Annotated in this window: 33 protein-coding genes, 6 tRNA genes and 1 pseudogene; 32 read left to right on the forward strand and 8 right to left on the reverse strand. The window is 37.2% G+C overall.

Going from position 1 to position 25,976, the window contains the following annotated elements; genetic code table 11:
- Positions 1 to 12 precede the first annotated feature (12 nt).
- The 6 genes from EHW90_RS05120 to EHW90_RS05145 are packed head-to-tail and all read left to right on the forward strand — an operon-like array spanning position 13 to position 2,571.
- Positions 13 to 516: a YfbM family protein gene (locus EHW90_RS05120; RefSeq protein WP_124951756.1), complete on the forward strand. Its 504-nt coding sequence runs from the start codon at positions 13 to 15 to the stop codon at positions 514 to 516.
- Positions 494 to 1,054 (forward strand): hypothetical protein, encoded by a 561-nt coding sequence (locus EHW90_RS05125; RefSeq protein ID WP_124951758.1) that lies wholly within the window; start codon positions 494 to 496, stop codon positions 1,052 to 1,054. The genes EHW90_RS05120 and EHW90_RS05125 overlap by 23 nt, the downstream gene beginning before the upstream one ends.
- A 10-nt stretch (positions 1,055 to 1,064) precedes the next feature.
- Positions 1,065 to 1,418: a hypothetical protein gene (locus EHW90_RS05130; RefSeq protein WP_124951760.1), complete on the forward strand. Its 354-nt coding sequence runs from the start codon at positions 1,065 to 1,067 to the stop codon at positions 1,416 to 1,418.
- Between the two features lies 1 nt (position 1,419).
- Positions 1,420 to 1,650 carry a phosphohydrolase gene (locus EHW90_RS05135; protein WP_124951762.1) on the forward strand — a complete coding sequence of 77 codons (231 nt, stop codon included), beginning with the start codon at positions 1,420 to 1,422 and terminating at the stop codon, positions 1,648 to 1,650.
- Positions 1,651 to 1,669: 19 nt separating this feature from the next.
- On the forward strand, positions 1,670 to 2,158 hold the full coding sequence (locus EHW90_RS05140) for an SF0329 family protein (RefSeq protein WP_124951764.1): 489 nt from the start codon (positions 1,670 to 1,672) through the stop codon (positions 2,156 to 2,158).
- Positions 2,159 to 2,160: 2 nt separating this feature from the next.
- On the forward strand, positions 2,161 to 2,571 hold the full coding sequence (locus tag EHW90_RS05145; RefSeq protein WP_124951766.1) for a hypothetical protein: 411 nt from the start codon (positions 2,161 to 2,163) through the stop codon (positions 2,569 to 2,571).
- A 28-nt stretch (positions 2,572 to 2,599) separates the two neighbouring features.
- Here the strand turns inward: EHW90_RS05145 and EHW90_RS05150 are convergent, their stop codons facing one another.
- A complete protein-coding gene (locus EHW90_RS05150) occupies positions 2,600 to 3,946 on the reverse strand; it encodes an MATE family efflux transporter (protein WP_124951768.1) in 1,347 nt (448 codons plus the stop codon).
- Positions 3,947 to 4,108: 162 nt separating this feature from the next.
- Between EHW90_RS05150 and EHW90_RS05155 the strand changes: the two genes are divergently transcribed.
- The 15 genes and pseudogenes from EHW90_RS05155 (at position 4,109) to EHW90_RS05225 (ending at position 17,926) form a co-directional block, all read left to right on the forward strand.
- Positions 4,109 to 4,182, forward strand: a tRNA-Arg gene (locus EHW90_RS05155).
- Positions 4,183 to 4,245: 63 nt separating this feature from the next.
- Entirely contained in the window at positions 4,246 to 5,100 is an 855-nt protein-coding gene (locus EHW90_RS05160; protein WP_124951770.1) for an energy-coupling factor transporter ATPase, read from the forward strand.
- Positions 5,101 to 5,118: 18 nt separating this feature from the next.
- Positions 5,119 to 6,003 carry an energy-coupling factor transporter ATPase gene (locus EHW90_RS05165; protein ID WP_124951772.1) on the forward strand — a complete coding sequence of 295 codons (885 nt, stop codon included), beginning with the start codon at positions 5,119 to 5,121 and terminating at the stop codon, positions 6,001 to 6,003.
- Positions 5,996 to 6,802, forward strand: coding sequence for an energy-coupling factor transporter transmembrane component T family protein (locus EHW90_RS05170; RefSeq protein WP_124951774.1), 807 nt, complete (start codon positions 5,996 to 5,998; stop codon positions 6,800 to 6,802). Before EHW90_RS05165 ends, EHW90_RS05170 begins: the two co-directional genes overlap by 8 nt.
- Positions 6,803 to 6,806: 4 nt before the next feature.
- The gene (gene truA / locus EHW90_RS05175) at positions 6,807 to 7,544 is read left to right on the forward strand and encodes a tRNA pseudouridine(38-40) synthase TruA (RefSeq protein ID WP_124951776.1); all 738 of its coding nucleotides are present in this window, start codon (positions 6,807 to 6,809) and stop codon (positions 7,542 to 7,544) included.
- A gap of 253 nt (positions 7,545 to 7,797) precedes the next feature.
- On the forward strand, positions 7,798 to 8,361 hold the full coding sequence (gene ahpC, locus EHW90_RS05180) for an alkyl hydroperoxide reductase subunit C (protein WP_007592352.1): 564 nt from the start codon (positions 7,798 to 7,800) through the stop codon (positions 8,359 to 8,361).
- Between the two features lie 14 nt (positions 8,362 to 8,375).
- Entirely contained in the window at positions 8,376 to 9,986 is a 1,611-nt protein-coding gene (locus tag EHW90_RS05185) for an FAD-dependent oxidoreductase (RefSeq protein ID WP_124951778.1), read from the forward strand.
- A 191-nt stretch (positions 9,987 to 10,177) separates the two neighbouring features.
- Positions 10,178 to 11,788, forward strand: coding sequence for a mannitol dehydrogenase family protein (locus EHW90_RS05190; RefSeq protein WP_124951780.1), 1,611 nt, complete (start codon positions 10,178 to 10,180; stop codon positions 11,786 to 11,788).
- A gap of 53 nt (positions 11,789 to 11,841) precedes the next feature.
- A complete protein-coding gene (uxuA, locus tag EHW90_RS05195; protein WP_009445254.1) occupies positions 11,842 to 12,909 on the forward strand; it encodes a mannonate dehydratase in 1,068 nt (355 codons plus the stop codon).
- A 175-nt stretch (positions 12,910 to 13,084) separates the two neighbouring features.
- Complete coding sequence (locus tag EHW90_RS05200) at positions 13,085 to 13,405, forward strand: SdpI family protein (RefSeq protein ID WP_243113918.1); 321 nt, start codon at positions 13,085 to 13,087, stop codon at positions 13,403 to 13,405.
- Positions 13,406 to 13,541: 136 nt separating this feature from the next.
- Positions 13,542 to 13,655 (forward strand): annotated as a pseudogene (locus EHW90_RS13790) (mannonate dehydratase); the annotation flags it as partial.
- A gap of 251 nt (positions 13,656 to 13,906) precedes the next feature.
- Positions 13,907 to 14,536 carry a cell wall-binding protein gene (locus EHW90_RS05210; RefSeq protein ID WP_124951784.1) on the forward strand — a complete coding sequence of 210 codons (630 nt, stop codon included), beginning with the start codon at positions 13,907 to 13,909 and terminating at the stop codon, positions 14,534 to 14,536.
- Positions 14,537 to 14,740: 204 nt separating this feature from the next.
- A complete protein-coding gene (locus tag EHW90_RS05215; RefSeq protein WP_124951786.1) occupies positions 14,741 to 16,288 on the forward strand; it encodes a carbohydrate-binding domain-containing protein in 1,548 nt (515 codons plus the stop codon).
- An 82-nt stretch (positions 16,289 to 16,370) separates the two neighbouring features.
- Complete coding sequence (locus tag EHW90_RS05220; protein ID WP_124951788.1) at positions 16,371 to 17,297, forward strand: tRNA dihydrouridine synthase; 927 nt, start codon at positions 16,371 to 16,373, stop codon at positions 17,295 to 17,297.
- A gap of 149 nt (positions 17,298 to 17,446) precedes the next feature.
- Positions 17,447 to 17,926 carry a DUF5684 domain-containing protein gene (locus EHW90_RS05225; protein WP_124951790.1) on the forward strand — a complete coding sequence of 160 codons (480 nt, stop codon included), beginning with the start codon at positions 17,447 to 17,449 and terminating at the stop codon, positions 17,924 to 17,926.
- A 34-nt stretch (positions 17,927 to 17,960) separates the two neighbouring features.
- Here EHW90_RS05225 and ymfI read toward each other — a convergent pair whose 3' ends face one another.
- Positions 17,961 to 18,680, reverse strand: a complete 720-nt coding sequence (gene ymfI, locus EHW90_RS05230; RefSeq protein ID WP_124951792.1) for an elongation factor P 5-aminopentanone reductase — start codon at positions 18,678 to 18,680, stop codon at positions 17,961 to 17,963.
- A 696-nt stretch (positions 18,681 to 19,376) separates the two neighbouring features.
- Between ymfI and EHW90_RS05235 the strand changes: the two genes are divergently transcribed.
- Positions 19,377 to 19,643: a hypothetical protein gene (locus EHW90_RS05235; protein WP_124951794.1), complete on the forward strand. Its 267-nt coding sequence runs from the start codon at positions 19,377 to 19,379 to the stop codon at positions 19,641 to 19,643.
- A 14-nt stretch (positions 19,644 to 19,657) separates the two neighbouring features.
- Positions 19,658 to 19,924, forward strand: a complete 267-nt coding sequence (locus EHW90_RS05240; protein WP_124951796.1) for a hypothetical protein — start codon at positions 19,658 to 19,660, stop codon at positions 19,922 to 19,924.
- Between the two features lie 45 nt (positions 19,925 to 19,969).
- Here the strand turns inward: EHW90_RS05240 and EHW90_RS05245 are convergent, their stop codons facing one another.
- A complete protein-coding gene (locus tag EHW90_RS05245) occupies positions 19,970 to 20,410 on the reverse strand; it encodes an RrF2 family transcriptional regulator (RefSeq protein WP_060931221.1) in 441 nt (146 codons plus the stop codon).
- Between the two features lie 193 nt (positions 20,411 to 20,603).
- Here EHW90_RS05245 and EHW90_RS05250 point away from each other — a divergent pair, with 193 nt between their 5' ends.
- The 9 genes from EHW90_RS05250 to rsfS all read left to right on the forward strand — a co-directional run bounded on the left by EHW90_RS05250 (position 20,604) and on the right by rsfS (position 25,266).
- The gene (locus tag EHW90_RS05250; protein WP_040457927.1) at positions 20,604 to 21,011 is read left to right on the forward strand and encodes a GerW family sporulation protein; all 408 of its coding nucleotides are present in this window, start codon (positions 20,604 to 20,606) and stop codon (positions 21,009 to 21,011) included.
- A gap of 109 nt (positions 21,012 to 21,120) precedes the next feature.
- Positions 21,121 to 21,429, forward strand: a complete 309-nt coding sequence (gene rplU / locus EHW90_RS05255; RefSeq protein WP_040457918.1) for a 50S ribosomal protein L21 — start codon at positions 21,121 to 21,123, stop codon at positions 21,427 to 21,429.
- A gap of 5 nt (positions 21,430 to 21,434) precedes the next feature.
- Entirely contained in the window at positions 21,435 to 21,752 is a 318-nt protein-coding gene (locus tag EHW90_RS05260; RefSeq protein WP_124951798.1) for a ribosomal-processing cysteine protease Prp, read from the forward strand.
- Positions 21,753 to 22,043, forward strand: coding sequence for a 50S ribosomal protein L27 (gene rpmA, locus EHW90_RS05265; RefSeq protein ID WP_008751601.1), 291 nt, complete (start codon positions 21,753 to 21,755; stop codon positions 22,041 to 22,043).
- A 105-nt stretch (positions 22,044 to 22,148) separates the two neighbouring features.
- Positions 22,149 to 23,426 carry a GTPase ObgE gene (obgE, locus tag EHW90_RS05270; RefSeq protein ID WP_009445240.1) on the forward strand — a complete coding sequence of 426 codons (1,278 nt, stop codon included), beginning with the start codon at positions 22,149 to 22,151 and terminating at the stop codon, positions 23,424 to 23,426.
- An 11-nt stretch (positions 23,427 to 23,437) separates the two neighbouring features.
- A complete protein-coding gene (gene yhbY / locus EHW90_RS05275; RefSeq protein WP_009445239.1) occupies positions 23,438 to 23,734 on the forward strand; it encodes a ribosome assembly RNA-binding protein YhbY in 297 nt (98 codons plus the stop codon).
- Between the two features lies 1 nt (position 23,735).
- A complete protein-coding gene (nadD, locus tag EHW90_RS05280; protein WP_124951800.1) occupies positions 23,736 to 24,344 on the forward strand; it encodes a nicotinate-nucleotide adenylyltransferase in 609 nt (202 codons plus the stop codon).
- Positions 24,337 to 24,927: a bis(5'-nucleosyl)-tetraphosphatase (symmetrical) YqeK gene (yqeK, locus tag EHW90_RS05285; RefSeq protein WP_124951802.1), complete on the forward strand. Its 591-nt coding sequence runs from the start codon at positions 24,337 to 24,339 to the stop codon at positions 24,925 to 24,927. Before nadD ends, yqeK begins: the two co-directional genes overlap by 8 nt.
- Positions 24,928 to 25,266, forward strand: a complete 339-nt coding sequence (gene rsfS / locus EHW90_RS05290) for a ribosome silencing factor (protein WP_124951804.1) — start codon at positions 24,928 to 24,930, stop codon at positions 25,264 to 25,266.
- 42 nt (positions 25,267 to 25,308) lie between these two features.
- Here rsfS and EHW90_RS05295 read toward each other — a convergent pair.
- The 5 genes from EHW90_RS05295 to EHW90_RS05315 form a co-directional block, all read right to left on the reverse strand.
- Positions 25,309 to 25,381 (reverse strand) — tRNA-Thr (locus EHW90_RS05295).
- A gap of 39 nt (positions 25,382 to 25,420) precedes the next feature.
- A tRNA-Glu gene (locus EHW90_RS05300) sits at positions 25,421 to 25,492 on the reverse strand.
- A 26-nt stretch (positions 25,493 to 25,518) separates the two neighbouring features.
- Positions 25,519 to 25,590 (reverse strand) — tRNA-Glu (locus EHW90_RS05305).
- 7 nt (positions 25,591 to 25,597) lie between these two features.
- A tRNA-Pro gene (locus EHW90_RS05310) sits at positions 25,598 to 25,671 on the reverse strand.
- Positions 25,672 to 25,682: 11 nt separating this feature from the next.
- A tRNA-Trp gene (locus tag EHW90_RS05315) sits at positions 25,683 to 25,753 on the reverse strand.
- Positions 25,754 to 25,976: the final 223 nt, after the last annotated feature.

Below are 25,976 nucleotides of genomic sequence, written 5' to 3' on the forward strand. Positions count from 1 at the left end.
GAGAAAATAAAAATGGGACTTAGAGCAAACTATCAATATTTAGGTGATAAAGAGTTGGAAGCACTTAAAAAATTTGACAATGAGGAAGATATCTTTGAAACGGTGGAAGACTGGAATGAAGAGGCGGAGATACTTCTTGATATAGATAAGAACTGGGATCTGCTTCACTATATGCTGACAGGAGTAAGTGCATCAGATCCTATATGGGAAGATCCTCTCAGTGAAGCTGTGGTGGGTGTAACTTCGATAGAAAAAATAGAAGATTTTATAGCCTATACAAAAAAGGACAGAGTTAAGGATATATTAAAAGCACTTGAAGATTTTGATATGGAAAGTGCTTTGGAAAGCTTTGGTTTGGAAGAAGGTAAAGAGGCGGATTTATACCCTAATATTTGGGACTATGAAGAGGAAGAAGATGAAATAAAAGAAGATCTTCTTGACTGTTTTGAAAGAATGAAAGAATTTTATAAGGAAATTTTGGAGGCGGACGGAAATGTCCTGGTTACAATCTGTTAAGGATTTGAAATATTTATTATTATTGCTTGTACCTGTGGGAATATATCTGATGGTTATCGGCATTAAAAAGGCAAGCGGATTTGCCAAGGCTAAGATGATATATGAAATGCCTGTAAGCTTAATAGACGGAAGCTTTAGACTTGAGGATGGAGGTAAATATGATATATGGCTTTGTGGAAAAAAGTATTCAGTATCTCCTATATATAATCTGGATATTAAACTTAAAAATAACGCTACAGGAAAGTTTGTAATATTATATCCGGATTTTTTTAGGACTACGGCAAGCAGTTTTAAGGATGTAAGAGTTAAGCTGTATACATTTGGTGCGGAGAGCGGAAGTTATAATATCTCATTAACGGATAGAGCGGAAGAAAGAGAGAATATTATAAATAACAGAGGTATTGATTACCGTAAGTTTTCCATACAGATTCGTGAAAACGTTAGAGGTATAACTATATTCTTGGGTGTTTTGAGTATTATACTGGGATTTATGGCTATTGATGTGGGATTGGTATTCCCTCTTTTATATAAATTTTAAGGAGAAGAGTATGCAAATAAAAGTCTATATGGGCAGGAGCAGTATGTGCATGGGAGATGATGTAAACGCACCTAATCCAGATACATTTATTTTGCCGGATACCTTGGCAGAGTTTGTAAATATTGTGCATGATAAGTTGCCTTTTGGAAGGTGGGATTGCTATTTGGGAAGCTATATAAAGACCGATTCACCTGATTCAGGGCTTGAGGACGGAATATTGGTTTGGAAAATAAAATCCGGAGAGAGAGCACCGATAGTTGCAAGGTGTTATGATGAAAATGGAAAGGTTATAATAAAGCATGATGATAACTGGCATGAAGAGATTGTAAACTACCCATATTTATATTTTTATAAGAGGGACTGACATGGAGGCAGGTAAGGCTTATATTGTCAAAAAGAATATTTTTAAACTTAGTGTCGGTCAGATATTGACTCTAAAAAGATGCGGTTATCAGGCTTACTACGGTGAGCATAATTATGTTTTTACGGATAATGAGAATAAAAGTATATGTATTGTCTTAAGAGATGATGTAGATGAGGATATGAAGATATATCATCATTTGGATGAATATTTTGAAAAGTCAGACAGTGTATAGTTTATGATTTGGAGGAAAAATGTCAACTTGGAGCGGTATTAGAAAAAGAATGGAAAGCGAATATCTGGCAGAAAGTTTAAAGGGTGATATCAGCTACTTTGCAACATCCTACAGCAGGTCTCCGGATCATGAAGGTAGGGCAGCTATAAGATATAAAGGTAAAGAGATTATAAAGGGTTGTTATTATTATAATTGGACAAAAGCGGCGTCTTTTCCAAAAGATGAAAAGTATGAAAGACGTATGAGAGAAGAATTTGCCTATATTGACGATACCGCCATAAAGCTTGGAGTTTTCGATCAGAGGTGCTTTTATAGGGCATTTGATGAGTTTGACAACCAAAGCATTGAAAAGAGTCTATACAGTGAAAATATGCTTGTAAGAATATTTGCTGTTTTGGACAGAAGAGTCGGTAAAAGAAAACTTATATCCATGAAAGAAACTATAGAAAACGAAGACGATACATTTAAAGAGTTCTTTGCTATCAGAATGAATGCGGAGGGGATATAGAAATGGATTTTATAATAGCCGAAGAGGGTGTGCCTGTAAGTGTAGGTGCATATGGAGCAGAAATCGCATATTATGGAAGTGAGATTGTATTAAACTATGAGACTGAGCCACCGATGGGGGATTTTATTTTTTCAGCAAAGCTTCCACTGTTAGATAAAGAACTACCGTTTTGGATGTATGGAAGAAATCTTGTATTCTTAGATGCATATTATGTAATTGTAGAGAGTGTTAAAAAGAAAACCTGGGATCCCATAACTACTGTAGTCGTTGATATTCACAGAGGAAAATATGCAAGTCTTAATCATTGGTATAGTGATATATCGGTAGAAGATGAAGTTGTACTTAAAAACAGGTTTGAAAAGAGTACACTGATATTAAAGGATGTAGACGGATTGGAATGGATACAATTATAATTATAAGGGGCGATTATCGCCCCTTATTTTAAAAATCTCTTGTAATATTTTTCAGCCATTTATAACTCTTATAATGTTTATAAACAAATGGAATCTTTACAAACTCATCGGTACATATGAGGAAATATACCCACATTGGCGGAAGCTTAAGAACAAAAGCAGATATAAAGCCAAGCGGAACGGCATATCCCCACATATCAATCACATCGCAGATAAATCCCCATTTTGAATCTCCTCCTGAACGGAAAATTCCGCATATAAAGGCTGTGTTCAGAGCCTGTCCCCAGATGTAGTACATACTTATATAAAGCATTATACTCAGGTAATCTCTTGCTGTCGGAGTCAATGTTGCCATATTGAAAAACACAGGTCTTAAAACAAATATAACAATACTTCCAAGTAAAGCCGACAGTGCGGTTATTTTTAAGAAATGAGAAGAATCTGCTTTTACAGTGTCACTATTTCCTGAGCCTATAGATTTACCAAGTATTATTGCACCTGCATTTGCAATACCGAAACATACGACAGTTCCGAAGTTTCTGGCCACAACTACAACAGCATTTGCGGCAACTATATCACCTCCAAGATGTCCCATTATTACAGAATACATTGAAAACGCAATTCCCCAAACTATTTCATTGCCGAAGGCAGGCATGGAGTATTTTAAAAAGTCTAAAAACAGAACTTTATTTGTATTAAAGACTGTCTTTATACGGAAGTGTATAGACTTAGGTATGAAGTTGTCGATTATGCATATGGTAAGCTCTATAGCTCTTGCAATAACTGTTGCAAGTGCCACTCCTATGATACCCAGTTTCGGAAGACCGAAAAATCCGAATATAAAAGTTGCATTCAGAATAATATTGAGTAAAAATGCCACCGTATATGCGGCGGTAGAGAAGTTTACCCTTTCGACACTTCTCATAGTACAAAGGTAAACCTGTGAAAAGCTCATCAGCAGGTATGAAAAGCTTACAACTCTTAAGTACGGTATACCTGAGACTATCAAATTGGTATCGTTTGTGAAAATATTCATCAAAAATCCGGGGAAAAAGAATGCAAGTATAAAGAACACACTTGATATGGCAACTGAAAGCTGCATTGCGATACCCATTATATTTTCAATAGTCTTTGTATCATTTTTGCCCCAATACTGTGCCGCCAGCATAATGACACCGGATGCAATGCCTGCATATACCAGGTTTAAAATAAACATTATCTGATTTGCAAGTGAGCCTGCAGCAAGTGCATCTTGTCCTACAAAGCCAAGCATTATAACATCCGCCGAACCTACAGCGGTTGTAACAATATTTTGTATGACTATAGGTATTGCAAGTCTTACTATATCTTTATTAAAAGAAGAGTTGTTATGCATATCAATCCTCCGTATCAAATTATCCGAAAATTAAGTGTTTCGGGTGATTGTTCCATTATATGTGGAACAGAAAGTCAAGTCAAATAAAAAATAGAAAGTCAAGTCAAATAAAAAATTCTCTTGACAAATACATACCGTTCATGTAGAATACATACTTGCAATGTGTGTGTAGCTCAGCTGGATAGAGCACTTGGCTACGGACCAAGGTGTCGGGAGTTCGAATCTTCTCACGCACGTTATTAGAACCTCAGCAACCTTGCTGAGGTTTTTGTTTTATAAAAAGTAAGTAAAAGGAAAATATGGGAATAGTAAAAGCAACAAAGCTTATATTTGATTATATAACAAGAGATGAAGCGGACAATGTAGAGGATGTAAAAAGAGCCATCAATAATTTAAATATTGACATCACTCAAGGTGATTTTGTGGCGATTTTAGGACATAACGGCTCGGGAAAATCTACATTTGCAAAACATTTAAACGGTATATTATTACCTACAGAAGGTACTGTATTTATCTCTGATTTGGATACGGCAAATGATGAAACACTTCTTGATTTGAGAAAGATGGTGGGAATGGTATTCCAAAATCCGGATAATCAGATCATAGGAAATGTGGTGGAAGAAGATGTGGCATTCGGGCCTGAAAATATCGGTATTCCGACAGATGATATGTGGAAGAGAGTTGATACCGCACTGGAGGCGGTAGGAATGACCGCTTACAGATACAAATCTCCGAACAAACTTTCAGGAGGACAAAAGCAAAGAGTGGCTATAGCGGGTATTATGGCAATGAAGCCTAAATGTATTGTACTTGACGAGCCTACCGCGATGCTTGATCCGAACGGAAGAAAAGAAGTTATAAAGACGGTTCTTGAGCTTAATAAAAAGGAAAATATTACTGTAATACTTATCACACACTATATGGAAGAGGTTATAGAAGCCGACAGAGTTATAGTAATGGATGAGGGTAAGATAGTAATGGACGGAACACCGAAAGAAGTCTTTTCTCACGTCGATGAACTTAAGAAGCTGAGGCTTGATGTTCCGAGTACAACCGAACTGGCATATGAATTGAAGCAGGCAGGATTAAAATTGCCTGACGGTATACTTACATTGGATGAGCTTGTAGATAACCTTTTACCTATACTAAAATAAACACATTTGGAGAAGAAAATGCAAGAAAATGTGCAAGATATTCAAATAGAAGCAAAGAAATTAAACTTTATATATGGAGAAGGAACTGCTTTTGAACAGTATGCCATCAAAGATGTCTCGTTCAAGATAAGAAGGGGAGAGTTCGTAGGTATTATTGGACATACAGGCTCGGGTAAATCCACTTTGATACAGCATCTGAACGGACTGATTAAGGCGACCTCAGGAGAGCTTTTCTTTAACGGTGAAAATATATATGCTCCAAAATATGACCTAAGACTCTTAAGACAGAAGGTAGGACTTGTTTTCCAGTATCCTGAGCATCAGCTTTTTGAGGTGGACGTACTTTCAGATGTGGAATTCGGACCGAGAAATCAAAAGCTTCCGGAAACTGAGGTGGAAGCCAGAGCAAAGGAAAGTTTGGAACTTGTTGGGCTTGACGAAAGCTTTTATAAGAAGTCACCTTTTGAACTTTCCGGAGGACAAAAAAGAAGAGTAGCCATAGCCGGAGTTTTGGCAATGAATCCTGAAGTACTTATTTTAGATGAGCCTACAGCAGGACTTGACCCGAAGGGAAGAGATGAGCTCTTTGATGAAATCATTGAGCTTAAGAAAAAAAGAAATATGACCGTTATCCTTGTTTCACACAGTATGGAGGACGTAGCAAAGTATGTCGACAGGTTGCTTGTTATGAATAAGGGTGAACTTGTCTTAGACGGTACGCCGAAGGAAGTTTTCAAACAGTATAAATTCCTTGAAAGTATAGGACTCAGCGCTCCCGGAATAACATATATAGTGGAGAGACTTAAAAAAGAAGGTGTAGACCTGGGGGACGATATTACTACAATAGAAGAAGCCAGGGATAAAATATTAGAATATATTAAGAGAAAGGATAAAAATGCTTAGAGAGATTACATTGGGACAGTACTATCCTGTAGATTCTTTTGTACACAGACTTGACCCGAGAACAAAACTTTTCGGAACTATGGTTTTTATTATTTCTCTTTTCTTGGCAAACTCATGGCCGGGTTACGGACTTGCAACACTTTTTTTGGTAATTGCGATAGGACTGTCAAAGGTTCCTGTAAAGTTTATGCTGAAGGGACTTAAGGCGGTACTTGTTCTGCTTATAATAAGTGTAAGTTTTAATCTGTTTTTGACTGATGGAGAAGTGGTTTTTAAGCTTTGGATATTTAAGATAACAAGAGAAGGTATCAGAATATCGCTGTTTATGGGAATGCGACTGATTTTCCTTATAGTAGGTTCTTCGGTAATGACACTTACCACAACTCCGAATGCACTTACAGACGGTCTTGAAAAAAGCATGGGATTTTTGAAAGTTATAAAGATACCGGTGCATGAGATATCAATGATGATGTCGATTGCACTTAGATTTATTCCCATATTGATAGAGGAAACTGATAAAATAATGAAGGCTCAGATGGCAAGAGGTGCCGATTTTGAGTCGGGAAATATAATACAAAAAGCAAAGGCAATGGTTCCGCTTTTGGTTCCGCTTTTCATTTCTGCAATGAGGAGAGCTACAGATCTTGCTATGGCGATGGAAGCCAGATGTTATCACGGCGGTGAGGGCAGAACTAAGCTCAAACCTTTAAAATATAAGAAGATTGATATAATTGCATATTTATATTATTTGATATATATGCTTATATGTATTGCTTTGGTTTTTATTTTTAGGAAGTAGGGTAATGAGAAGAATAAGACTTATAGTATCCTATGACGGTACAAATTATTGCGGCTGGCAAAAGCAGCCTAACGGAATAACTATAGAAGAAGTATTAAATAATGCCATTTCAAAACTTACAGGTGAGGAGATAGAGGTTATAGGAGCTTCAAGAACAGACTCGGGAGTACATGCCTATGGAAATGTGGCCGTATTTGATACCAATGCAAGAATGGCGGCAGATAAGTTTGCATTTGCAATAAATCAAAGACTTCCGGATGATATCAGAATACAATATTCCGACGAGGTGGAAGCAGGTTGGCATCCGAGAAAGAATGACTGTATAAAGACCTATACCTATAGAATTTTGAATCGAAAGATTGATATACCTACAGAAAGACTTTATGCACATTTTTGCTATTTCAATCTGGATGTTGAAAAGATGAGAGAGGCAAGCGGGTACTTTATAGGAACACATGATTTTACAAGCTTTTGCTCACAGAAATCTCAGGCCTCATCACCTGTAAGAACCATCTTTTCTCTGGAAATATTACAGGATGAAGATATGATTACAATTGTGGTAAGAGGTGACGGTTTCCTCTACAATATGATTCGTATTATAGCAGGCACTCTGATAAAGGTTGGTATGGGCGTTTATCCGCCAAGTTATATAACAGAGATAATGAAAGCAAGAGATAGAAAATTTGCAGGGCAGACAATGCCGGCAAAGGGACTGACATTAGTTGAAATTGAATATATTTAAGCAGGATGCGAGATGATCGCATCCTTTTTTATAACAAAGATATTGTTTGCTTTTTAGTGTAAAATAATTCATAATAATAGGAATTATTATTAGTTAAAACGACGAAATTACAAAAATGCTATTGTGTATACAATAATTTTATGTTAAATATAATAATAACAGGTTAGGAAAACCTATCAATTACCTTTTGAGTAAAGATATTTCCTATACTGATTTAGAACAAAAAATATTTTATTTATATAAGGAGGCAGTTATGTCATTAATTAACAAGGAAGTTGGAGAGTTTAGCGTACAGGGATTTCATAAGGGAGATTTCGTTGAGGTATCTAAGAAGGATATCTTAGGAAAGTGGAGTGTGTTCTTCTTCTATCCTGCAGATTTCACATTTGTATGTCCTACAGAGTTGGAGGATTTACAGAAGAACTATAAGGAGTTTAAAGAGGCAGGATGTGAGATCTATTCAGTTTCAACAGATACACATTTCACACATAAGGCATGGCATGATCATTCAGAGCGTATCTCAAAGATTGAGTATCCGATGCTTGCAGATCCTACACATGTACTTTCAAGAGATTTTGAAGTATATATCGAGGAGAACGGTTTGGCAGAGAGAGGTTCTTTCATCATCAATCCTGACGGAAAGATCGTTTCTTATGAAGTAAACGCAGGTGGCGTAGGAAGAAATGCGGAAGAGCTTTTAAGAAAGCTTCGTGCTTGCCAGTTCGTTCATGAGCATGGCGATCAGGTTTGCCCTGCTAAGTGGCAGCCGGGTGCTGAGACATTAAAGCCAAGTCTTGATCTTGTAGGTCAGTTATAATATTAGGGGACATTATGAGTAAAAACATGTATGATGCAGTCATTGTGGGCGGAGGTCCTGCAGGTCTGACAGCGGCTATTTATTTAGCCAGAGCATATTATCGTGTACTTGTTATAGAAAAAGAAAAATTTGGCGGTCAGATTACTCTGACCGCTGAAGTTGTAAATTATCCGGGTATAGAGCATATCTCAGGAGCCAAACTCGGAGAGCAGATGAGAAAACAGGCGGAAAACTTCGGTGCCGAATTCTTACTTGCTACAGTTGACTCCATTGATATGGACGGCGATATCAAGAAGGTCCATACATCAAAGGGAGATATCGAGTGCTTCGGAGTAGTACTTGCAACAGGTGCATCACCCAGAATGATCGGATTTGAAGGTGAGGCAAAGTTTAAGGGTCATGGTGTTGCATATTGTGCTACATGTGATGGAGAATTCTTTAAAGGAAAGGAAGTCTTTGTTGTAGGAGGAGGCTTTGCGGCTGCGGAAGAAAGCGTATTCCTGACAAAGTATGCAAAGCATGTAACCATTCTTATCAGAGAGCCTGACTTTACCTGTGCAAAAACAACAGCACAACATGCATATGATAATGAGAAAATTACCGTACTTACACATACCGAGGTGGTGAAAGTTGAAGGTGGAGACGTCCTTGAGAGAATTGTTTATAAGAACAATGAAACAGGTAAAGAAGAAGTATTTGAAGACAAGGAAGGCTTCGGTGTATTCGTATTTGCAGGATATGAGCCGGCAACCTCTTTGGTAAAGGACTTCGGAATGCTTGATGAAAGAGGATATGTAATTACAGACGCATCAAAGAAAACTGCAATTGACGGTCTTTATGCGGCCGGAGATGTTTGTATAAAGCCGCTCAGACAGGTTGTAACAACTGTCGGAGATGCAGGTATTGCAGCAACGGAACTTGAAAAGTATATCTCTGTAATGCATAAAAAGACAGGTATCAAGCCGGTAGTTCCTATAAGGCAATCAGGAGCCGGAAAGGGAAGTTTGCCGAAAGAAGAAGTTAAGGAAGAAGGATTATTCTCATCTGATATGCTTGCACAGTTAAATACCGTATTCGGTAAGATGGAAAAAGATATCTTACTTAAGGTATTTGTGAAGGATGATGATGTATCAAAAGAATTGCTTTCATATATGACCGAGCTTGGTAAACTTACAGACAAGATATCTGTTGAAGAGATAAAAGATGAAGCAAAGGCGCCTGTTGTAGAAATACATAGAGACGGAGAGTTCAGCGGATTAGCTTTCCACGGCGTTCCGGGAGGACATGAATTTACTTCATTTATTCTTGGTATATACAATGTATCAGGTCCGGGACAGGGATTAAGTGATGATATAAGAGAAAAGATACTAAAAATAAAGGATAAAGTGTCATTTAAGATTTTAGTATCACTCAGTTGTACAATGTGTCCTGACCTTGTTGTAGCGGTACAAAGAATTGCTTCTCTAAATCCGAATATTGATGCACAAGTTTATGATATAAATCATTTCGGGGATCTCAGAGAAAAATATCATGTAATGAGTGTGCCATGTTTGGTAATGAATGAAGACAAGGTATTCTTCGGTAAGAAGAGCATAGAAGAAGTCCTTGAGTATATAAACAATTAAATATTGAATTCGGTAGGCTGAACAGTGTTATAAAAGTGAAGTTTTGTAACGGTTCAGCCTTGCTTTTTATATGGAAAAAATGATAAAATATTGAATGTCTGACAAAGTAAATTGTAATATATTTTAAGGTCGGAGTCGTGGCTTATAAATATCGTTTATAAGTTTTTTAGGTCAAAATGAGGAGAAGAATAATGAAACTCAATCAAAGAAGTATTTTAGAAAATGCAGCAGCTTGGGAAAAACTCGGATACTCTCTACCAAAGTATGACAGAGAGCAGGTGAAAAAGAATACACTTGCAAATCCGAACTGGATACATTTCGGTGCAGGAAACATTTTCAGAGCATTTCAGGCAAATGTTTTAAACAATCTTTTGAATGAAAAGAAAACCGATATAGGTCTTCTCGTTGCTGAAGGATTCGACTACGAAATAATAGATAAGGCATTCAAGTCATTTGACGATCTGACAATATATATGAAACTTTGCTGTAACGGAACGGTTGAGAAGAATATTGTAGGCTCTGTAGTAGAGTCTTTGAGAGTGGATCCGGAAAATTCAGACTACGAAACTTTAAAGGAGTTATTTAGAAAGCCTTCACTTCAAATGGTAAGTTTTACAATAACCGAAAAAGGTTATGCAGTAGTTGACGGAAACGGAAACACTCCTGCAGGCATAGAGGCGGACTTTAAGGTGGGTCCTGATAAAGCCACAAGTTACATGGGTAAGGTATGTGCCATGCTTTATGAGAGATTTAAGGCAGGTGCTCTTCCTGTAGCTATGGTGAGCATGGATAACTGTTCACATAACGGTGACAAACTTAAGGCTGCTGTGGTAGCATTTGCAAAAAACTGGTGTGATAACAATGTCTGTGATAAAGGCTTTTTAGCATATGTGGAAGATGAAAAAAAGGTAAGTTTCCCTTGGTCTATGATTGATAAAATAACACCGAGACCTGCCGACTCCGTAATGGATATGCTTGTTAAAGACGGAATAGAGGATGTAGACTTTGTAAAGACAAGCAAGAACACATTCGTGGCACCTTTTGTAAATGCGGAAGAGGCGGAATACCTTGTAATAGAGGACAGCTTCCCAAACGGCAGACCGAAGCTTGAAGAAGGGGGAGTAATGTTTACAAAGCGTGAAGTTGTAGATATGGTGGAGAGAATGAAGGTATGCACCTGTCTTAATCCTCTTCATACTGCACTTGCAATATACGGTTGTCTCTTGGGATATGAAAAAATCAGCGATGAGATGAAAGACAGTGAGCTTACAAAACTTATAAAAACTATAGGATATAAAGAGGGGCTTCCGGTAGTTACAGATCCGGGAATCATCAATCCTAAAGAGTTCATAGATACTGTAGTAGAAGTAAGACTTCCAAATCCGTTTATGCCTGATACACCGCAAAGAATTGCCTGTGATACATCACAAAAGCTTGCAATAAGATTCGGTGAGACAATAAAGGCATATGAAAAGAGTGAAAACTTAAAAGTATCAGATTTGAAGCTTATACCTCTTGTATTTGCAGGTTGGGCAAGATATCTGATGGGAATAGATGACAATTTAAATAAATTTGAACTAAGTCCGGATCCTTTACTTGAAAAGGTGGTCCCGATGGTGGAAGATATAAAGATTGGAGACAGCGATGTACATTCAAAGCTTGAGAAGTTGTTTGGCGATGCTTCCATATTCGGAGTAAACTTATATGAAGCAGGACTTGGAGAGCTTGCAGAAAAATACTTTGTTGAACTTATAGCAGGAAAGGGAGCTGTAAGGGAGACATTGAAGAAATATGTGGGATAATATCAGTGACTTAGGTTACTTATATTTATAGATACTATAGTAAGGAGAAATTTATGCAAATGACTTGGCGATGGTACGGAGAAGGAAATGACTCCGTTACCTTAAAGCAAATCAAGCAGATTCCCGGTGTTGAAGGCATTGTTTGGGCATTGCACAACAAGGCTGCAGGAGAAGTTTGGGAAGTGGCCGAAATCGAAGAAGTAAGAAAGCAACTGGAACCATATGGCTTTAATATGGATGTGGTTGAATCTGTAAATGTTCACGATGATATAAAGATAGGTTTACCTACAAGAGATGCACTTATAGAAAACTATAAAACAACTCTAAGAAATCTTGCAAAATTCGGTGTAAAGGTTGTATGTTACAACTTTATGCCGGTATTTGACTGGACCAGAACTGATTTACATCATGAGTTGCCTGACGGATCAAATGCACTTTTCTATGAAAAGAAAGTTATCAGAGAAGATCCTATTGAGATGGCAAGATATATCATAGAAGGATCAAAGGGATACACAATGCCGGGTTGGGAACCTGAAAGACTTGAGCATCTGAAGGAACTCTTTGAGGCATATAAGCCTGTTACCAAAGAAAAACTTTGGGAAAACTTAAAGTATTTCCTTGAAGCGATAATGCCTACTTGTGAGGAATGTAATATCAAGATGGCTATTCACCAGGATGATCCGCCATGGGATATTTTCGGACTTCCAAGACTTTTGGTTGATGAAGCCGCAATTGACAAGTTTTTAAAGCTTGTAGATAATCCTTATTCAGGACTTACACTTTGTTCAGGTTCACTTGGTGCAAATGAACATAACAGAGTTGCAGACATAGTCAGAAAGCACTGTGACAGAATCTACTTTGCACATATAAGAAATGTAAAGCATTATGAGGGAGGAGATTTCTCGGAAGTTTCACATAGAGATTGTGACGGAGATGTAGGAATCTTAGATATAATCAAAGCTTATCACGACTGCGGATATACAGGATATATTCGTCCTGACCACGGAAGACATATATGGGATGAGAAGTGTAGACCGGGATACGGTTTGTATGACAGAGCACTTGGTGTAATGTATATACTAGGTGTATGGGATGCACTTGAAAAGTTCGATAATAAATAAAAATTTTAAGTGATGTTGGAGTGCAGATGAATGTATGATAAGTATAAAAATGATAAAAAATATTTGAAATATAAGAAAGCAGCGTTCATTTGTTCAATATTGGATACATGTAGTAAATTAGAACAATTAGGAGTAATTAGGCAGGTAGAGGTAATTTAGTATGAAATATTTTTTTATGATTGTTGATTATATTATACCTATTCTAATGATTATTTCACCTCCATGGTGGAAAAAAATAGCCAATGGTGGTATTAACAGGTATTCAGGAATGAGGACTTCTTTGTCAATGAAAAACGAAGAAAACTGGAAGAAAGCCAATTTGCTATGTGGAAAATATTATTTTAGAGTAGGGATAGTTTTATTTATTTTGGTTTTTTTAATAAGATACATTAAAGTAGTTCCTATGGAATGGAATTCTCTGATTACTACATCTATTTGTATTGTTAGTATGATTGCATTAACGGTGTTTGTAGATAATAAGATTAAAGAAGGGTAGTTTTGTATTAAATGTGATTACTGACTTAAAAGCAAAACAAATTAAAAAGAAGTGCAGATTTCAAAAGAAAAATAGAAAAAGGTGGAGTATTTGAAGCCTTTGAAAGAAAAATACAGGTAGGCAGGAAGATACAAATATTCGTCCTGACCACGGAAGACATATCTGGGATGAGAAGTGTAGACCGGGATACGGTTTGTATGACAGAGCGCTTGGTGTATGTGATGCACTTGAAAAGTTTGATAGAAAATAATAAAAATATCTATATAATAAGATTTTTTTAGGGAAGATTTGTATCTTCCCTTTTGTTATTTTAAATAAGAATATATAAATTAACAATACGCTCTTTTTGTGTTGATAATAATATATATTTTTATATACTGTTTTTGCGATGTAAGAATTTTGTAATCTTTTAGAAAGATAATTTACATTGAATTATTTTAGTAACGGTGGTATCATCCTACTGTTTGGTTAAGAAAGTTTTAATAATAAATGGAGGGATATATGAAACGTGTATTAACAACATTAGCATTAGGATTTGGATTGACAGTAGGTGCTGTATTTGCAGCAAATGCAGCTCCGTCAGTAGTAATAACACCGGGTGCTCATACAGTTGTGGCAACATCATCTGTAGCAGCTCCGTCAGTAGTAATAACACCGGGTGCTCATACAGTTGTGGCAACATCATCTGTAGCAACACCTTCAGTGCCTAGAGCAACAGGCTCAAATTCACATGGACATGGACATGGCGGTTCTTCAGGCGGCGGTTCAGGATCAAGTAACAGAAGAAGCAGCTCAGTATCAACTTTAAGCTCTTCAGCGGGTACATGGGTGAAGGATGCTCATGGCTGGTGGTTAAACTATGGTGCAGGAAATTATGCAAAGAATACTTGGGTATTCAAGGATTCTAAATGGTATTATTTCAATGCAGACGGTTATATGTATACTTCATGGTTACATATCAATAACAACTGGTACTACTTACATGACGACGGACATATGAACATCGGATGGCTTTTGACAGAGAATACACATAAGTGGTATTACTTTGATGCTAACGGTGCTATGTGGTACAATGCAACAACTCCTGACGGATACTATGTAAATAACGACGGAGTTTATGTAGCAAGATAATTTAATAAAGCTGATTAAGCGGATAGGTTGTTGCCTATCCGCTTTTTTTGAATCTGTAAATCGGCTTATCATAATTGCTATAACAGAAATAAAATTGATGTAATAAGAACACAAACTTTACACTTGGAGCACACATTTTGAACATGATTTCATCAGATAATATATTTCATAAACAAAAACCCCATTTTAGAAACGAGGTGCAATATGAAAAAGAATAAAAAGAAAATGTGTGCATGGCTTATCACTGTGGCGCTTGGACTTGCAATAGCAGGATGTTCAAATGCAAAGATGACAACCACAACAGAAACTACTGTGCAGCAGAGTGAGACTACAGCGGCAAACACTTCAAGCAGTACGACTAAAGGTGCATATTCGGATGAAGATCTTAATACTTCATACTCGGATTCGGATACAAAGATAGAACTTAGCAACCAAAGTGCCGATATTACAGGTGACGGTGCTACATTTGAAAATGGAAATGTAAAGATTACAAAAGCCGGTACATATGTACTGAGCGGTGAATTTGACGGACAGATAATTACGGAAGTAGGAGATGAAGACGTGGTACACCTGGTATTTAACGGTGTAAATATTACAAATACAAAATCTGCAGCTGTCAATGCAGCTACCGGAAAGAAAGTTGTAATAACACTTGTAGACGGAACAACCAATACCTTAAGCGACGGTACAAGTTATGAGTATGCTGACGGTGAGGATGAGCCTGATGCAACACTTTTTGTAAAGAATAATTTGACCATAAACGGAACCGGCAGCTTAAATATCGATTCAAATTATGCTACAGCGATAAAGGCAAAGGATAACCTTATTATACTGGACAGCAAGATAAATATTGATTCTGTAGGTAAGGCGATAAAGGGAAAAGATTCTGTAACTGTAGAGAATGCAAATATCACTATAAATGCTGAAGATGACGGCATAACTACAGACGGTGCGCTGGTAATAAACAGCGGAAATATCAATATAGAAAAGGCGGGAGAAGGTCTTGAAGGTGTCACCATTGATATTAACGGCGGAAATATTGATATTGTTGCAACAGATGACGGTATAAATGCAAGAGGTCTTATCGATGACAGTGCTACAGATGCCGAGAAGGAAGCTTACGGTGAGGAAAATCAGGCCGATACATATCTGAGAATCACAGGCGGAGTTGTAAATGTAAATGCAAGCGCTGACGGTATAGATTCAAACGGTCAGGTATATATTGACGGCGGAACAGTAATTGTATCAAGTGCAACTTCAGGTCCTGATGTGGCACTTGACTACAACGGAAAGGCCGTTATCACAGGAGGAACATTTGTAAGTACAGGTATGCAGGAGATGGCGCAGACATTTGACAGCAGTTCTACACAAAACTTTATAACCGTATACTATGACAGTGCGGTTGTGGCAGGCAGTGAGATAAAGGTAACCGATAAAGACGGCAACACTGTATTAAGCTATAATGCGGATAAAGAATTTACATTTGCGGTTATATCTTCAGATAAGCTTTCTACAGGTGAAACATATACTGTAACTGCAGGAGATAACAGCAATGAAGTAACTATAACTGCAGGCGGAAGTACTATAGGTGAGAGAAGCGCAGGCGGACCGGGCGGTTCTAACGGAAACGGAGGTCCGGGAGGAAATCCTCCTACAGGAGAGCCGCCACAAAAGCCTACAGATGCAAACGGAAATGAGCTTGAAATGCCGGAGCCACAAAGCAGTGGTGCATCACAGACTGAAAAAAATTAAAAATATATTTGATAAATGCATATAAAATGATAAACTTAGATAGAGGGTTGGTTGCCCTCTATCTTTTGATTTGAGGAGATTTATGGAGATATACATGGCACCTATGGAGGGTGTGACAAATTATGTTTTCAGAAAGGCATATATAAAGCATTTTAGCGGAGTGGACAAGTTCTTTACACCTTTTATTACACCGCATATGAAAAAAGGATTTTCAAGATCCGAGCGTATGGAACTTGATAAAGACTATAATAAAGGGCAGAATCTTATTGTGCAGATACTTACAAACAGTGCGGGAGATTTTTTGAGGCTGTCCGATGAGATAAAAGAAATGGGGTATAGTGAATTTAATATAAACTTAGGATGCCCCTCAGGTACCGTGACTTCAAAGGGCAGAGGTTCGGGCTTTTTGCAGGATACAAAAGCACTGGACAGATTTTTTTATGAGATATTTGAAAAAAGTACGGGTATAAAAATATCCGTAAAGACCAGAATAGGATTTTGTGACTATGATGAGTGGGATGCTCTGCTTAGGGTATATGAAAAATACGACTTTAATGAAATCATTATACATCCGAGACTGAGGAGCGATTTTTATAAAAATAATGTTTATATGCAGGCATTTACGCAGGCTTGTAAAACTTTAAAAGTAAAAATTGTATACAACGGTGATATAAATACTCAAAAAGGCTTTAAGATATTAAATGAAGAGTTAAGAAAAAACGGAGTTGATGCTGTAATGATCGGAAGAGGGTTGGTAAGAAATCCTCTATTGCCTGAGGCTATAAAAACCGGTGTGGATATGACTGATTTAAAAAAGACGGTAGAGTTTTTGGATGATATAAAAGAAGAGTATTTGTTACTTGATTTTGGAGAAAGGAACACTTTATTTAAACTAAAGGAGCTTTGGGGAATGGTATTATCGGATGAAATATATGCCAAGACCTTAAAGAAGATAAGGAAAGCCGATACAATAAATGAGTACAATAAGCATATAGAAGAACTCAAATAATATAACAATAAATATATCGTTATAAAAAATTAAGAAATTAGTTTATTCCAACTTGTTGCAAGATAATAAAAAATACTATATACTTTATGAAGTATCGGTAAAAATTTGATATATTTTTACCGACAATAAGACATTTGAGGAGGCAAATTATGGGAGCAACATTTTTTGCAGCAATAGCAGCATTTGCAGTCGGTATTATTTGTTTTTCAGCTATTATTTACATTATCAGCGTTATAGGAATGTTCAAGATTTTCGAAAAATGCGGATTGGAAGGATGGAAGGCAATAATTCCTTTCTACAATGACTACGTTTTTTCGGAAAAAGTTTGGGTACCTAAGTATGTACTGTATTTTTGGATTGCCTGGATTGTTAATTTGGTCATTGTTTCGCCTATATCACATTCAGGAGGATTCATAGGAATACTGTTTTCTTTGGTAGGATTTATACTCTGGCTTTTCTTTATAGTTGTGAGAGGAAGATTCTGCTATTGGATAGCAAAATCATTCGGATATGATGTCGGATTTGCAGTAGGGTTATTTTTCCTGCCGTTTGTATTCTACTTAATCTTAGGTTTTGGAGATGCACAGTATCGTGGAAATGTATTCTTAGAGAGCGGATCACAGTATTAAAAGATAAATTGAGGAAGGCGAAAGCCTTCCTTTTTTATGTCCATCCGCCGTCTATTGTGATAATCTGTCCTGTAATATAGTCCGACATTGCTATTTTATATATAAGTTTTGCCACTTCACTCGGGCTTCCGGCTCTGCCCATGGGGATTTCTTCAAAGATTGCATCCAATTCATCTTTTTCAAATACCTTGTTCATATCTGTATCTATAAATCCCGGAGATATGGCGTTTACTGAAATATTACTTGGAGCCAGTTCTTTTGCCAGTGCTTTTGTAAATGAATTGATGCCGCCTTTTGATGCGGAGTAGGCAACCTCCATAGATGCACCGATATTTCCCCAGACAGAAGATATATTTATTATATGACCGCTTTGTTTTTTTAACATTTCGGGAATAACATATTTTGACATCAGAAATGCAGATGTAAGATTGTTATTAAGTACTTTATTCCAATCCTCAAGCGACATATCCTGAATCAGTCCGATATATGATATACCTGCATTGTTTATAAGTATATCTGTTTTACCGATTGCTTTTGCAGAATCCGATATAAACTTTTTTACTGAGTCTTCGTTTGTAACATCACAAAGACCTATATAGCAGGAAACACCTTCGTTTTCAACAAGCCGCTTTGTGTTTTGTAAGCCTTCAAGATCTGATTTTGAACATATGGCAATATTATGATTGTTTTTTGCAAATTCAATTGCAACGGCTCTTCCGATACCTCTTGAAGCGCCGGTTATAAGTATATTCATTCTTACCTCCTTTTAAAATCATTATAGTTTAAATATACTTAAATAAAAAGCTGTAGTTTGTACCGCAAAAACTGCTGTTTATACCTTTTATGTATATATCATAGATAAGCTGATATAATGGCAATCGTTAGAGAAATCAGATGAACAGAGTGATATGGGAGTTCCATCCGATTATAGAGTGATAAAAAGTGATATAGGTTTAAAGAGGATATAGGACCCCTGTAAAAAAGCTGTCGTTATGACGGCTTTTTTGCATTAATAAAAAAATAAAGAATAATTAAATTGTCGTTCATACCTTAAAAACTGCTGTTTATACTTTTTTTATTAAAAAGTATATTTTAATGATATAATCATAATTGTCAAAGCTAAGGAATGTTTGAGGAATCAAACTTTCAGTAATATCAATGTGTAAGTTTTAGAGTGATTGTTACAGTGATATAGTGAAGACAGTGATATCGGGAGTGTTTAATGGTGATTAAGGAGTTTGTTATATAGTTAGAGCGTATAACAAGGTTGGAGTGATTTTTTAGAGTGATATTTACAAAGGTTTAGAGTGATAAAATGTTAGAGTAAGGTAAAAGGTATGGTGAAGCAAGACACCATACCTTTTATTTTAAGTATATTGTAATAACCCAGGTGGAATATATGGCCTGTAAATGATATAATATGGACATCAGATACGATGAAGGAGAAAACATGAAGAGGGTACTATCCTGCATTTTCGGAGCAATTTGGTGTGTTTGTATTATATTACTTACTTTAAACAGTTCTACCGAAACGGTAAAATTAAGTGATAAAGCTTTTGAATTTGTTGTTTTTTTGATGACGGTCGGAATATTCGGAACAATGGTGTTTGCAAATATTATGAAAGGCAAATTTAAATTCAGAGCTGCAAGAATCGCCTGTATAATATTGTCGGGTATGCTTTCGGTGCTTTCTCTTTATACATTTTTAACAAGGTAAAATGGAGGTGGGTTATGAGAAAGGTATTGTGTAATATATGCAGTACAATATCTGTAGCTTGTGCCGTAGTATTGCTTTTATGCCACACTACAAAGCTGTTTGCACTTGATGAAAAGCATGCAGTATTGTTAAATTTGATTCAGTGTTTGGGAATGCTTGGCTACATATTGCTTTCAGAACATTGTAAAGACTCTAAGAATAAGCGTATTTTAAGGATATCACTTATAGTTTTGCTGATTTTTGTAACATTATTTACGCTGTATATATTTATCAGAACATGATAAAAGGTTGCCATATATCACTTATGTGATTTTATGGCAACCTTTTTATTTGGATAAAAGTTCTTTTTCGCGTCTTCTTATATCAAGTTCATCATCGACTAAATCCTGCAAAGATATATTGTCGACCACATTGTTGATGGCATCCTCCACCTTTTTGAAAAGATTTTGCGTCACACAAAAATCGGAGTGCACACAATTTCCGTTGCCGTCAAGGCAGTCAACCGGAGAGAGTGAGCCTTCGGTCAGTCTTAATATTTCACCTACAGTATATTCTTTGACAGGCTTTATAAGTAAATATCCGCCTTGAGCACCGCGGATACTTTTTACAAGTTTTGCCTTTGAAAGTATGGAGACTATCTGTTCCAAGTACTTTTCGGAAATACCGTATGATTTTGAAACTTGATTTATCTTTGTGGGTGTTTCAGAGTTTATGGCAAACTCCACCATCATTTTCAGTGCATATCTACCTCTAGTAGAAATTTTCATTTGAATCCTCTTTTCTATATAAACCGTTATTGATATACCGGCTTTTATTCAATGTCTAGTATCTGACTAGGAATTGACATTATCATATCAAATATAGAAATAAATGTAAACAATATGGCTGATATAATTAAAATGTGTTATAATGAAGTCTTTAAGAGAGTATATATGATTATCTTATATGGAAAGGAAAAAGATGGAGAAGAATAATCATTTTTTAGATAATGCAGGGGCTATTTTTGACGGTATGAACACTTTTCTTACAACCAAGACCGTTGTGGGAGAGCCTATTGTTGTAGGTGATACTACGATAATACCGTTGGTTGATGTAAGCTGCGGTATGGCGGCAGGTACCTTTGACAACACTTCAAAATCAAACGGCGGAGGCGGAATGAGCGCAAAACTTTCACCTACCGCAATGCTTATAATACAGGACGGCAGGACAAAGGTTGTAAATGTAAAAAATCAGGATGCAATCAGCAAGATACTTGATATGGTTCCGGACCTTATAAATAAGATAACCAACAAGTCCGATGTAGACAAGGAAACAACAAAAAAGGCTGAAACCATGTTAAATGAAAGTGAAAGTAAATATATTGATTGACATAGGGTGACTGTTTAGTGTATACTAAGACAGTATGCCGCTCAATGTTGGTTTCAAGCTTGATTTTAAGCACCAATTTTGGCGAGTAATGATAATAGGAGGTATCCTTATGTACGCAATTATTGCTACAGGTGGTAAGCAGTATAAGGTTTCAGAAGGAGATATCATTAGAGTAGAGAAACTTGGAAAAGCAGACGGTGAGGCTGTTACATTTGATCAGGTTCTTGCACTAAACGATGGAGAACTCAAAGTTGGAACACCTACTGTAACAGGAGCAACTGTAAGTGCATCAGTTCTTAGAGAAGGTAAGGCTAAGAAGGTTATTGTATACAAGTACAAGCCTAAAAAAGGTCACCACAAGAAGAACGGTCACAGACAGCAGTTTACAGAAGTTAAGATTGAAAAGATTAATGCATAATCTTTATGATTAACGTTGTTGCATTTGCCGAAAACGGCAAATATACCGGTTTGAAAGTTTCGGGGCATGCAGGTTTTGATGAAGAAGGTAAGGATATAGTTTGTGCGGCGGTTTCAGTGCTTACGTTGAATCTGGCAAACTCTATAGAACACTTTTGTGATGACGAATTTATTGTCGATTGCAGCGAAGGTTTCTTTCATCTGACATTGCAGGACAGAAGCGAAAAATCGGGGCTATTACTGGATTCATGTATTCTTGGTCTTATGGACATAGGAGAAGAGTACAGTGATTTTATCAATATCAATTTACAGGAGGTCAAGTAAATGTTTAAAATGAACCTTCAGCTTTTCGCTCATAAAAAGGGAGTTGGATCTACAAAGAACGGTCGTGACTCTGAGTCAAAAAGACTTGGTGCTAAGAGAGCAGACGGACAGTTTGTTTTAGCAGGAAATATACTATACAGACAGAGAGGAACAAAGATTCATCCGGGACTTAATGTAGGTCGTGGCGGTGATGATACATTGTTTGCTACTGTTGACGGTGTAGTTCGTTTTGAAAGAAAAGGCAGAGACAAAAAGCAGGTTTCTGTTTATCCAAGAGCTATTGCTGAATAAGAGTCATGAGGCTTCATACGGATGTATGAGGCCTTATTTACTATTGTAGGGACGTTAAGAATTTGTATAAGCAGGTGTATCCTGTTTTATTAAAATGAGGTATTTATGTTTGCTGACAGTGCAAAAATTTTTATAAAGTCGGGCAAAGGCGGAGACGGACATGTGAGCTTTAGAAGAGAGCTTTTTGTGGCGGCCGGCGGTCCTGACGGCGGAGACGGAGGAAAAGGCGGAGATATCATCTTTGAAGTGGATGAAGGCCTTAATACCCTCACCGATTTCAGAATGAAGAGAAAGTATGTGGCAGGTGACGGCGAGCCGGGCGGCAAGAGAAGATGCCACGGCGCAGATGCCAAGAACCTGATTATAAAGGTGCCTGAGGGTACTGTAATAAAAGACTTTGAATCCGGCAAGGTCATAGCCGATATGTCCGGAGAAAACAGGAGAGAGGTAATACTTAGAGGCGGTAAAGGCGGTTTCGGAAATATGAACTTTGCTACAGCCACCATGCAGGTACCGAAGTTTGCAAAACCGGGTCAGCCCGGAAAAGAGATGTTTGTCCTTTTAGAGCTTAAGGTGATTGCGGATGTCGGCCTTGTAGGCTTTCCGAATGTAGGAAAGTCCACGCTTTTATCCAGAGTAAGCAATGCAAAACCTAAAATTGCAAATTATCATTTCACCACGCTTGATCCGCATCTTGGAGTCGTGGATGTAAAAGGCGCAGGCGGCTTCGTAATGGCGGATATTCCGGGACTTATAGAAGGTGCAAGCGAGGGAGTCGGTCTCGGACATGATTTCCTTAGGCATATTGAGAGAACCAAGGTGCTTGTGCACGTGGTGGATGCCGCATCTACAGAAGGAAGAGATCCTGTAGAGGATATAAAGACTATCATGAACGAGCTTAAGGGTTATGACGAGAGCTTGCTTGACAGGCCGCAGGTGATAGCCGCAAACAAGATAGATGCAATCTATGATGAAGAAAACGACAATATAAAGAGAATAAGAGAGGCTTTTCCGGATATTAAGGTATTCCCTATATCGGGTGTCAGCGGAAAGGGTATACCTGAGCTTTTGTATGAGCTTGTAAATATCCTTTCAACTATCGACAGGACTCCTACAGTCTTTGAAAAAGAATTTGAAATAGATTATTCAAGTGATAAGAATCTTCCGTTTACAGTGGAGATAGATGAGGACGGAGTATTTGTGGTTGAGGGACCGAGAATTGAGAAAATGCTCGGATATACCAATCTTGATTCGGAGAAGGGATTTGATTTCTTCCAAAAGTTCCTTAAGACATCAGGAGTGCTTGAAAAGCTTGAAGAAGCCGGAATAGAAGACGGAAATACCGTTCGTATGTACGGCCATGAATTTGATTATTATAAATAATTAGGAGAGAAATGAACAGTAGACAAAGAGCATATTTAAAGGGGCTGGCTATGACGCTTGATCCGATAATGCAAATCGGTAAGGCATCTTTGACAGATGAAAATGTAGCGGCTGTTGCGGAGGCTATGGAGCCCAGAGAGTTGATAAAGATATCGGTATTAAAAAATTGTGCCGACGATCCTAAGATTATTGCAAATGAGATTGCATCTCTTACAAGAAGTGAAGTTGTTCAGGTTATCGGTAAGAAGATAGTCTTATATAAGCAGGCTGATGAACCGAAGAACAGAAAAATAATTCTTCCGAAGTAGTATGAAAAGGGTAGGTATTCTTGGCGGTACATTTGATCCTATACATTTAGGGCATTTGATACTGGCCAAAGAAGCTAAGGAAAAATGTAAGCTTGATGAGATATGGTTTATGCCTGCAAAGACTCCTCCACATAAACTTAATAAGGTTGTGAGTGATTTTTCTGTACGAAAGGATATGATCGAACTTGCAATAAAAGACCATAAAGGTTTTTATTGTTCGGATTTTGAGAACACTTTGGAAGGAAATTCATATACCTTTAATACACTTGAAAAGCTTGAAGGAAGATTTGCAGGTGATAATTTTTACTTTATCATGGGAGCGGATTCCTTTTATGAAATAGAGACTTGGAAAAATCCTGAGATTATATTAAAGATTGCAAATCTTATAGTGGCTTCAAGGGATTATTCAAATGAGAGTTTGACCTTAAAAAGTCACTTTGAGTATTTGAAAGATAAGTATGAGATAAAAGGAATCAGCTTTATTGATACTATGGATGTGGATATATCTTCAACTATGATCAGAGAGATGTCAAAAGCGGGAGAAGATATAGAAAAATATGTTCCGAAAAGTGTGTGCAGGTATATAAAAGAGAATAAAATATATGTTTGATTTCAGTCGTGAAAATATTGACCTTATAAAGGCGGATTTAAAAGAAAAGTTACCGGAAAAAAGATATGAACATACTCTTGGAGTAGCGTATACGGCGGCGGCGCTTGCCATGTGCTACGGTGAGGATATATTGAAGGCGGAACTTGCAGGAATTTTACATGATGTTGCCAAGGCTAAAAAATCATCTGAGCTTAAGGATGATATGAAAGGATATATCGATCCTTATACAGACGGAGATTATGTGGCTTTGATAGCTGATAAGGCACCGCAGATTCTTCATGCGATATATGCACCGTATTTGGCAAAAAAAGACTACAAAATAGAAGATAAGGATATTCTTTCTGCGATAAGATGGCATACCACAGGTAAAAAAGATATGACTATGTTGGAAAAGATTGTCTTTGTTGCAGATTATATTGAGCCGAACAGAAAGAAATTGCCTGATATTGACAGGATAAGAACTCTTTCTTTTCATGATATATCTGAGGCTGTGAAGGTGACAGCAAAGTCGACTATTGAATATTTAGGCAGTCAGGGGATGTATATTGATAAGTTCACATATGAACTAAGTGATGAGGTGTAGATGGAATTAAAAGAGATTGTAAAAAAGATTTATAATATTGTTGAGGATAAAAAAGGCGATGATATTAAGGTCATCGATATCAGTAAAGTAAGCTCGATTGCAGATTATTTTATAATAGCAAGTGCCAACAATATAAATCAGGTACAGGCTATTTCAGATGAGATAGATTTTGTTTTGGGAAAAGAGGGAATACTTCCGAAGGCTGTTGAGGGAAATAAGAATGCTACGTGGATGTTGCTTGACTACAGAGATATAGTGGTACACATTTTCCTTAGAGAGGACAGGGCGTTCTATGATCTGGACAGAATCTGGAGAGACGGAACGGAAGTGGAAATATAGACATAAAAGAAAGCTGTCATGATGAAGTGACAGCTTTTTTTAAGCTCGCGATCGGACTCGAACCGACGACCTACTCATTACGAATGAGTTGCACTACCAACTGTGCTACACAAGCATATATACAAACAAAGGAAGAGCTTATCTCTTCCTTGGATGACCAATCCGGGAATCGAACCCGGGTTTACGCCGTGAGAGGGCGTCGTCTTAGCCGCTTGACCAATTGGCCGAAAAATCGGGATATTAACTTTTAGATGACCAATCCGGGAATCGAACCCGGGTTTGCGCCGTGAGAGGGCGCCGTCTTAGCCGCTTGACCAATTGGCCTAAAAAATCGAGGTGACAAGATTCGAACTTGCGACCTCAGCGTCCCGAACGCTGCACTCCACCAAACTGAGCCACACCTCGAGAAAATCAAGCAGGGGAAGAGGGGCTCGAACCCCCATTTACGGTTTTGGAGACCGTTGCTCTACCATTGAACTATTCCCCTCTGCAAGGTACTTTGATACTATATCAGTAAAGCTTTAATATGTCAACAATTATTTTTGATTTTTTCAAAAAAATTATTTTTGATTTTTTCAAAAAAAGTTTTTGTTGAAAAAAATTATATTAGTATTATAATCCTGTCTTTGACAGCTAAAAGGCCTGAAGCCCGTATATATCAAGGGTTTCAGACCTTTTTTAATTCGTAAAAGTGTAGCTAGAACTACCTA

Origin of the sequence: Lachnoanaerobaculum orale, from assembly GCF_003862485.1 — a bacterium.
In the GTDB taxonomy this organism is placed as follows: Bacteria; Bacillota; Clostridia; order Lachnospirales; family Lachnospiraceae; genus Lachnoanaerobaculum; species Lachnoanaerobaculum orale.